The organism is Kluyvera ascorbata ATCC 33433, from assembly GCF_000735365.1.
Taxonomy (GTDB): Bacteria; Pseudomonadota; Gammaproteobacteria; order Enterobacterales; family Enterobacteriaceae; genus Kluyvera; species Kluyvera ascorbata.
In genome coordinates this window covers 1-9,095 of the sequence record NZ_JMPL01000150.1, presented here as the reverse complement: position 1 = coordinate 9,095, position 9,095 = coordinate 1, and the positions used below count along the sequence as shown (strand labels likewise).

6 protein-coding genes and 1 pseudogene are annotated in these 9,095 nt (G+C 53.8%); 4 read left to right on the top strand and 3 right to left on the bottom strand.

Annotation, left to right across the window (positions count from 1 at the left end; all coding sequences use genetic code 11):
• Nucleotides 1-1,026, top strand: a pseudogene (locus tag GKAS_RS21315) (ion channel protein); the annotation flags it as partial.
• Here the strand turns inward: GKAS_RS21315 and GKAS_RS21310 are convergent.
• Nucleotides 1,023-2,684, bottom strand: a complete 1,662-nt coding sequence (locus GKAS_RS21310) for an alpha-keto acid decarboxylase family protein (protein ID WP_035897264.1) — start codon at nt 2,682-2,684, stop codon at nt 1,023-1,025. The pseudogene GKAS_RS21315 and the gene GKAS_RS21310 sit on opposite strands and share 4 nt — an antisense overlap.
• A 172-nt stretch (nt 2,685-2,856) precedes the next feature.
• Between GKAS_RS21310 and mgrA the strand changes: the two genes are divergently transcribed.
• Together mgrA and GKAS_RS21300 are read left to right on the top strand one after the other, a co-directional pair.
• Nucleotides 2,857-3,855, top strand: a complete 999-nt coding sequence (mgrA, locus tag GKAS_RS21305; protein ID WP_035897263.1) for an L-glyceraldehyde 3-phosphate reductase — start codon at nt 2,857-2,859, stop codon at nt 3,853-3,855.
• 126 nt (nt 3,856-3,981) lie between these two features.
• Entirely contained in the window at nt 3,982-4,299 is a 318-nt protein-coding gene (locus GKAS_RS21300) for a DUF2502 domain-containing protein (RefSeq protein WP_035897262.1), read from the top strand.
• Nucleotides 4,300-4,374: 75 nt separating this feature from the next.
• Here the strand turns inward: GKAS_RS21300 and GKAS_RS21295 are convergent, their stop codons facing one another.
• Nucleotides 4,375-5,607 carry an Nramp family divalent metal transporter gene (locus tag GKAS_RS21295; RefSeq protein ID WP_035897260.1) on the bottom strand — a complete coding sequence of 411 codons (1,233 nt, stop codon included), beginning with the start codon at nt 5,605-5,607 and terminating at the stop codon, nt 4,375-4,377.
• Between the two features lie 335 nt (nt 5,608-5,942).
• Here GKAS_RS21295 and GKAS_RS21290 point away from each other — a divergent pair, with 335 nt between their 5' ends.
• Complete coding sequence (locus GKAS_RS21290; protein ID WP_035897259.1) at nt 5,943-7,145, top strand: NupC/NupG family nucleoside CNT transporter; 1,203 nt, start codon at nt 5,943-5,945, stop codon at nt 7,143-7,145.
• 35 nt (nt 7,146-7,180) lie between these two features.
• Here the strand turns inward: GKAS_RS21290 and GKAS_RS21285 are convergent.
• On the bottom strand, nt 7,181-9,095 hold a 1,915-nt coding region (locus GKAS_RS21285), incomplete at its 5' end, for an EAL domain-containing protein (RefSeq protein ID WP_035897258.1).

Genomic DNA, 9,095 nt, shown 5'->3' with positions numbered 1-9,095 from the left:
CTGGTTATTCGCTACTAGCCCTGGTCATGCCGGGCCTGACCCGGCCAGCGAGCCGCTCATCGGCGCGCGGTTCCACCGTCCCATTTGCCGGGAATGTTGATTGCGCTAATTATCGGGCTGGCAGGCGGTGTCAGCCTCGGCCCAGAGCATCCTATTATGTCGGTGAACATTGCGCTGGCCGTGGCGCTGGGCGCGCGATTTTTCCCGCGCGTGAGCTCCCTTGACTGGACCATTCTCGCCGCCGCGGGCACTATCGGCGCGCTGTTTGGGACGCCGGTTGCCGCCGCGCTGATTTTCTCCCAGACGCTGACGGGCAATAATGATTCCCCACTGTGGGACAGGCTGTTCGCTCCCCTGCTCGCCGCTGCCGCCGGGGCGTTAACCACCGGCATGTTCTTCCATCCGCAGTTCTCCCTGCCCATTGAGCACTATCAGGGCCTGCGGCTGGTCGACATTTTCAGCGGTGCTATCGTGGCCGTCTTTGCTATCGCCATCGGTATGGTGGCGGTCTGGTGCCTGCCACACCTGCACGCGCTGGTCCATCGTTTGAAGCATCCGGTACTGATCCTCGGCGTGGGCGGTTTTGTACTGGGGCTTATCGGCACCGTTGGCGGCCCGATTACGCTATTTAAAGGCCTGGATGAGATGCAGAGGTTAACGGCCGGACAATCTTTCGGCGCAGGCGACTACATGCTATTTGCGCTGAGCAAGCTGGCGGCGCTGGTCGTTGCCGCCGCCTGCGGTTTCCGTGGCGGTCGCATCTTCCCTGCAGTGTTTGTGGCTGTGGCACTCGGTCTGATGCTCCACTCGCACGTTGACGCCGTTCCGGCCGCCATTACCGTCTCCTGCGCCATTCTGGGACTGGTGCTGGTTGTCACTCGCGATGCATGGCTGAGCCTGTTTATGGCCGCCGTCGTCGTGCCTGATACCACGCTGCTCCCGCTATTGTGCATCGTCATGCTCCCCGCCTGGCTCCTGCTGGCGGGGAAACCGACGATGATGGTGCCGCGTAAACGGAAGGATTAATGCCCGTTGTTGCGGGCTTCCAGCGCCTGGGTGACGGCTTTTAGCAGCGGAGGAATGTCCATTTTTGGCAGCATGACTTCGAGCAGCATCAGCTTGTCACCCCTTGTCGCACGGGTAAGCGCATCGTTGAGCTGCGAGGCATTTGTCACTTTCCAGCACTCGGCCTGGCAGTCCAGGTTGAGCGCTTGCGGGATCTGGGTCCAGTTCCATAGGCTAATATCGTTGTAACGTTGTTCCGGGCCGTGGATCGCGCGCTCCACCGTGTAGCCTTCATTATTTAGCAGCAGAATCAATGGACGGAGCCCGTCACGCAGCATCGAACTGAGTTCCTGAATGGTCAACTGTGCCGCGCCATCCCCCACCACCAGCACCACGCGCCTGTCCGGCTGTGAGGTCTGCGCGCCAAACGCGGCGGGCAGCGTGTAGCCAATCGACCCCCACAGCGGTTGAACAATCAGGCTCGCCCCCTGCGGCAGCGTCAGGTCAGCAAGGCCAAACGCTGCCGTTCCCTGGTCGCCCAGTAAAATGTCGTGCGGCTGGAGGTATTTTTCCAGCGTCTGCCAGAAATGGCGCTGGGTCAGATGCCCGTTATCCGCTGACGCAGACTTCATCACCCTGCCCGGCTGAATTTGCCACTGAGCCGAGAAGTCACGACTCAGCGTCATAAGCGCATTAACCGCCTCCTGCATACTTATCCCGCTAAACCAGCGTTTCCCGACTCTAGCCGCAAAAGGTTGGATCTCAATGGATTTCTCCAGCGGAATATGGTGGGTAAATCCCGCGGTGATCGTGTCGGTAAAACAGGTGCCGATACAAAAGATAACCTCAGCATCTTCAATCGCCGCGCGCGTCTCCGGCAGGCTCGCCCCTCCGCTGTAAGTACCCACAAACCCAGCGTGAGTCTCATTAAATAGCCCTTTTCCCATCAGCATGGTGGCGTGAGGAATCGGCACCGCATCCACCCATTTGTTTAACGTCGACTGAAGACCAAAGCGTAGCGCCAGCACATCCGCCAGCAGCGACACGCGACGACTATCGCGCAGCAAAGCGCGGGCATATGAGACAAACTCGGCCAGTTCAGTTGAGTCTGTCGGTGCATTATTCGCGGTGAGAGCGTTTACAGGGCGTGAGGTGGGCAGTGAAGCAATATCCGCGGGTAGCAGGAGATAGCCAGGACGACTGTAACGCACAATATCGCGCAGCACCCGGTCAATTTCATCGCGTGCGTTAGCCGCATCCAGCACACCTTGCGCCACTGAAACCGGGGCGCTCATCTGGCGAAAATGGTCAAAATTGCCATCTCCCAGCGTGTGATGTAAACACTCACGTCGCTGCTGTGCGCCGGTACTTGGCGCCCCGACGATATGCAGCACCGGGACGTGTTCGGCAAAGCTCCCCGCCACCCCGTTCAGCGCGCTAAGCTCCCCTACGCCGAAGGTGGTGAGCAGTGCGCCACAGCCCTGCATTCGCGCATAGCCGTCAGCGGCGTAGGCGGCGTTGAGCTCGTTGGCACAGCCAACCCAACGTATTTGACGGTGGGCAATAACATGGTCGAGAAACTGGAGGTTGTAGTCTCCGGGGACACCAAACAGGTGGTCAACGCCGCAGTCGGCGAGGCGGTCTAGCAGGTAATCTGCCACGGTATAGGACGTTGTCATCATGCACCTCCTCCAGTCAGCTGTTCCTCTGAGTATTGAAGAAGTGTTAAGGCTGTCCAGAATTCATAAGAAAGTCCTCTGGAAAGCTAATTTTACAGATTTCAGGAGTGTACGAGCCGGTGGACATTGGTTAGTGTAAGCGTATACACAACCGGATAATCTGGAGGACACAATGGTTTACCAGGCTTGCCCTACGCGTTATGAAGCCATGACGTTTCAGCGCTGCGGCAATAGCGGCCTCAAGCTACCAGCCGTTTCATTGGGGCTATGGCACAACTTCGGGGATGAAACGCGTGTCGAAAACAGCCGCCAGCTGCTGCACCACGCGTTTGACCTTGGGATCACCCATTTTGATTTAGCCAATAACTACGGGCCACCTCCAGGTTCGGCTGAAAGCAACTTTGGCCGTATTCTGCGGGAAGATTTTCTGCCCTATCGCGATGAGCTGATTATCTCGAGTAAAGCTGGCTATACCATGTGGGATGGGCCATACGGCGACTGGGGCTCGCGCAAGTATCTGATTTCAAGCCTTGATCAAAGCCTGAAGCGGATGGGGCTTGAGTATGTGGATATCTTCTACCACCACCGCCCAGACCCGGAAACGCCGCTGCTGGAAACCATGCGCGCGCTGGATCATATCGTTCGCCAGGGTAAAGCACTGTACATTGGGCTTTCCAATTATCCGGCTGAACTGGCAAGCCAGGCCATTGCGATTCTCAACGATCTCGGCACGCCATGCCTTATTCACCAGCCGAAGTACTCGATGCTTGAGCGCGGTGCTGAAAACGGCCTGCTTCAGGTGCTGAAGCAAGAAGGTGTGGGCTGTATTGCCTTTTCACCCTTGGCAGGGGGTCAATTGACCGACCGTTACCTGCACGGCATTCCGGCCGATTCCCGTGCCGCCAGCGGCAGTATCTTTCTGAAACCTGAGCAACTGACTGACGGCAAGCTTGACGCTGTACGCCAGCTCAACGCAATGGCCGAGCAGCGCGGGCAGAAGCTATCGCAGATGGCGCTGGCATGGGTACTGCGTCAACAGGCGGTGACATCAGTTCTGATTGGTGCCAGTAAGACGGCGCAGCTTGATGATGCCGTCGGTATGCTGGAAAACCGTCATTTCAGCGCACAAGAATGTGCCGAAATTGACCGCATTCTGAGCAGAATAAAATAACAGCGACTTTAGCAAAAAATGCTCTCTTCTGGCGATTTAAGAGTTACTCCAATAATCGCGGTATTTACCGAATTGTAATATTGCGTTAACAGGCCTTACAGGCCACGATCGTAATAGGAGAGAAGTATGTTCAGGTCACTGATTCTGGCGGCAGTGTTGATAGCATCGGCCCCGATGTTCGCGAATGCTGGTGAAATCACCCTGCTGCCATCCGTAAAATTACAAATTGGCGATCGCGATAACTACGGTAACTACTGGGACGGCGGCCGCTGGCGCGACCGTGATTACTGGCACCGTAACTGGTATCACCGCGATAACGGCTGGCACCGGGGCTGGGATAAACATAATGCCTATGAGCGCGGCTATCGCGACGGCTGGGGCGATCGCGACGATCACCGCGGTCGTGGGCGAGGCCACGGTCATGGACTCGGGCATCACCATTGATTTTCCCGGCGTCTCTACGCTCGCCCGGGCTACTTTTGAATGGTAGCCCGGGCGAGCGTAGAGACGCCACGCAGACTACATCAACGTTCCCACCAGCAGCCACCCATTCAGCGCTACCACAATCGCCACAATCACCCAGCCAATACGTTTAATCCACAATGTGTTGACCAGCTCGCCCATTAGCTGACGGTTGCTGGTGAAAATCAACAGCGGCACCAGCGCCAGCGCGATCCCAAAGCTAAGCAGCACCTGGCTCATGACCAGAATACGCGTCGGGTCGAGCCCCATCAGAATCACGATAAATGACGGTAGCATCGTCACCGCACGGCGGAACCACAGCGGAATATGGAAGCGAATAAAGCCCTGCATTACCACCTGACCGGCCAGCGTCCCCACGACCGTAGAGGAGAGCCCCGCCGCGACCAGGCTCAGGCCGAAGATGGTTGCCGCCGCATGGCTCAACAACGGTTCGAGGGTGAGATACGCTTCGTCGAGGTCAGCAATGCCGGTGTGCCCGTGGAAATGGAACGCCGCTGCCGCCGTCGCCATCATCGCCAGGTTAACAAAACCGGCAATGGTCATGGCAATGGCCACGTCCCAGCGCGTCGCGTGATAGCGCTCTTTCGCGCTCCCGCCGTGCAGATGCTGAGTCAGTGATGAATGCAGATAAATAACGTGCGGCATGATGGTCGCACCCAACACGCCCGCTGCAAGAAACACCGCTTCGGAGTTAGGTAATGACGGAATAATCATTCCTTTCGCGAGCGGCGCCAGCTGCGGCTGGGAGAAAACCAACTCCACGATATAGGCCGCCGCGACAAACAGCAGCAGGCCACCGATCACTTTTTCCAACGGCTTTTGCCCACGGCGTTGCAGCATCAGAATTAAGTAGGTCGCGATCCCAGTGAGCACAGCGCCTTGCAGCAGCGAAATCCCGAGGATCAGTTTAAAGCCGATAGCCGCGCCAATAAATTCAGCCAGATCGGTCGCCATGGCGATAATTTCCGCCTGCACCCAGTAAAACCACACCACCGGGCGCGGATAGTGATCACGAATCTGCTCCGCCAGGTTTTTCCCCGTAGCGATGCCGAGCTTAGCCGACAGCACCTGAATCAGCATCGCCATCAGGTTTGCCCAGACAACGACCCACAGCAACTGGTAGCCGAAGCTCGCCCCCGCCTGAATATTGGTAGCGAAGTTGCCGGGATCGATATAGCCGATGGCGGCAATAAATGCTGGCCCCATCAGCGCAAGCCTCATACGGCGCGCTGCTCGACCGGTGTTACTTTCAACGCGACTGTTGCTCATTCTCTGCCTCAAAAACATAGCCTTTGCTATGTTTCAGGCTAACAGAATGAGAATGATTATCAAGTTCATTTGTAAGAGATGATAATGATTACTCTGATAGCCGGAATCAATTGCCAGACTGGAGGTTGCGGGGGTTTGGTGTACGCTTATGATGAGAGTAGTACAACAAGGGAACTTTTCATACATTTACTTAACATCACAAAAATGTATCTTTGATCACTAATTTTGAGTTTGCTCACAGGAACTAAATATAGTGGGACGGGGATCTCGTTTTATTTAATGATGTTACATAGAATGTGCAAGAAAATTTAACCCGTCTCATGTTTGGAGCAAATATGGACCGCGTCTTGCATTTTATTCTCGCGCTCGTTGTGGTAGGCATCCTGGCATTGCTGGTCAGTACCAACCGCAAACAGATTCGTATTCGTTATGTTATTCAACTACTTGTCATTGAAGTTTTACTGGCATGGTTCTTCCTGAACTCCGACGTTGGTCTGGGCTTCGTGCGTGGCTTTGCTGAAATGTTCGAAAAACTGCTTGGTTTCGCGAACAACGGGACCGACTTCGTCTTCGGTAGCATGAACGATAAAGGCCTGGCTTTCTTCTTCCTGAAAGTCCTCTGCCCTATCGTCTTCATCTCTGCACTTATCGGTATTCTGCAGCACATTCGTGTTCTGCCAATTGTCATTCGTGCGATTGGTACCGTGCTGTCTAAAATCAACGGCATGGGCAAACTGGAGTCTTTCAACGCCGTCAGCTCCCTGATTCTGGGCCAGTCTGAAAACTTCATCGCCTATAAAGATATCCTCGGCAAAATGTCCCGTAACCGCATGTACACCATGGCGGCCACGGCGATGTCTACCGTTTCCATGTCTATCGTTGGCGCCTACATGACCATGCTGGAGCCGAAGTACGTTGTTGCGGCGCTGGTACTGAACATGTTCAGCACCTTTATCGTTCTGTCGCTGATCAACCCGTACCGCGTTGATGCCAGCGAAGAAAACATCCAGATGTCTAACCTGCACGAAGGGCAAAGCTTCTTCGAAATGCTGGGTGAATACATTCTGGCAGGTTTCAAAGTTGCGATTATCGTTGCTGCGATGCTGATCGGCTTTATCGCCCTGATCGCCGCGCTGAACGCCCTGTTCGCTACCGTGACCGGCTGGTTTGGCTACAGCATCTCCTTCCAGGGCATTCTGGGTTATATCTTCTATCCAGTTGCATGGATTATGGGTGTACCTGCGAGTGAATCCCTGCAGGTCGGTAGTATCATGGCGACCAAACTGGTTTCCAACGAATTCGTTGCAATGATGGACTTGCAAAAGGTTGCCGCTGAGCTCTCTCCGCGCGCCGTCGGCATCATCTCCGTATTCCTGGTTTCCTTCGCGAACTTCTCTTCCATCGGTATTATCGCGGGCGCTATTAAAGGCCTGAACGAAGAGCAAGGTAACGTGGTTTCCCGCTTCGGTCTGAAACTGGTTTATGGTTCCACGCTGGTGAGCGTACTGTCTGCTTCTATCGCGGCACTGGTTCTGTAATTTAGTCTCGCTACATCCAAGGGTCTGTAACGTGGTTACAGACCCTTTTTTTTGTTCTCAAGCTGCCACAGCGGCCGTGGCTTATCGATTAAGTAACCTTGCATATAGTGGACGCCAAGCTGCTCCAGAAGCTCCAGCTGCGCTTGTGTTTCCACATATTCCGCCACAACCTCCAGATTACGCACCTTCGCGAGCTCGCAGATGGAGCGAATGATCATTGCGTCCATTGGGTCATTCAATACATCACGCACAAAGCAGCCATCAATCTTAATGATGTCAGCCTCCAGACGTTTGAGCCGTTCATAGTTGGCATAACCGGTGCCGAAATCATCAATGGCGATTCGACAGCCAAAGCGACGTAGCTGCTGAATGTTGGCTACGCTGACATCGGAATTAGAGAACGCCTGTTCCTCAGTTATTTCAATGATGATACGGTTAACATCGATGTGATAACGCCGAAATAGCGCGATAATCTCAGCGGCGCTCCCCTTTTGCATCAGGGTATACGGCATCAGGTTAACGGAAAAACGCTTCCCACCCAGCTCATCCAACGAACTGAACAGGTACTCCAGCACCTGCATATCAAAGCGCTTACTGAGGTTAAACTGTGCCAGCACGGGGATAAATTTATCCGGCATCACCATGCCTTGTGAATCAACAAGGCGGCTAAGAATCTCGTAATATCCTTCACCTGAAGGTTTTCTGATTGGTTGGGCATAAAGCATAAAGCCCCCCCAATCCAGCGCATTTTTAACACGGTTGAGTAAAACAATGCGTTCGCTGTTCAGGTCGAATGCTTCCACATGACCATTATCCAGTTTCAGGATTTGATTCCCCTCGCCGGCCTGTTCCGCCAGCCAGCTCAACTGCCCCAGCATATGGTGGAGATTGTTATCGCGCGCGCTCACCCGTCCCCAGGAGATGCCGTATTCGAGATTCAGCACCGAATTATTCCAGCGAATTTCCTTACTGCTAAGGTAGTCAATCAGATGAGTTAAGCGTGCTTCGGTATCTGGTCCGTTTAACACCAGCAGGAGCTCATTGCCGGGCAGGTGGAATAGCTTCTCCTCCTTGCAAAGAATGGGCTGTAACACCTGCGTTATGCTACGTTTGCACTGAATACGCATCATCATGCCGTAGTGACGGCTGAGAAATTCAAGATTCCTGATATGCAGGCAGCAGACGCTGACCGGGTCCGGACGCGCCATGTACTCCTCCAGCGCGCGCAGGTTGGGCAGGCCGGTAATTGGATCCAGCATCGCCTGTTCCTGCCACATCGTCTTCAGCCGCTGGCTTCGATTGTAAACCTGAAGCAGATATAACAAGCACACCGTGAAGGAGATCAGTGACGAGAGAATAAACGCCAGTGAATACTGCGTCTGTATGCCATGGAGAAAATTGGTGTTGTACATCACCAACAGGAAGGCGGAAACCGTCCAGGCCAAAATGACCATCGGGTAGGCCAACTGGCTGATGCCAAAAGAGAAAAAGATAAATATTGCAGGGACCAGGTAACCAGCGAAATAATAATCACCGAAGGGAGCACATAAAAATACCAGCATGCCGATGAGGCTGGTAAACCAACAGATGATAAATACACGATTTTTGAACCCGGTGTAACAAACGAAATTTCGACGCCAAAATGTTTTGGCGTATCTTGGGTTCAAGCACATTCTTAACGGATAATAGAAGAGCTTCGTAAAAATCAATGAAGCACAAACTAATCCTTGTATATCAACAATAGTGTAAATAACTGAAGTTATATTAAAATAACTGTACATTAATTCCGGTATAGCAATGATTTTACCGGTGAGATACATCAAGACCTTGCCCATCACGGGCGCAGCAAACCCTAACCAAAAAACATGCAACCATATGTTTTTTATTGGATTACCATGTCGCCATCGTCGCCCAAGCACGGAGTACAAAATAAGACACGAGATACAGACA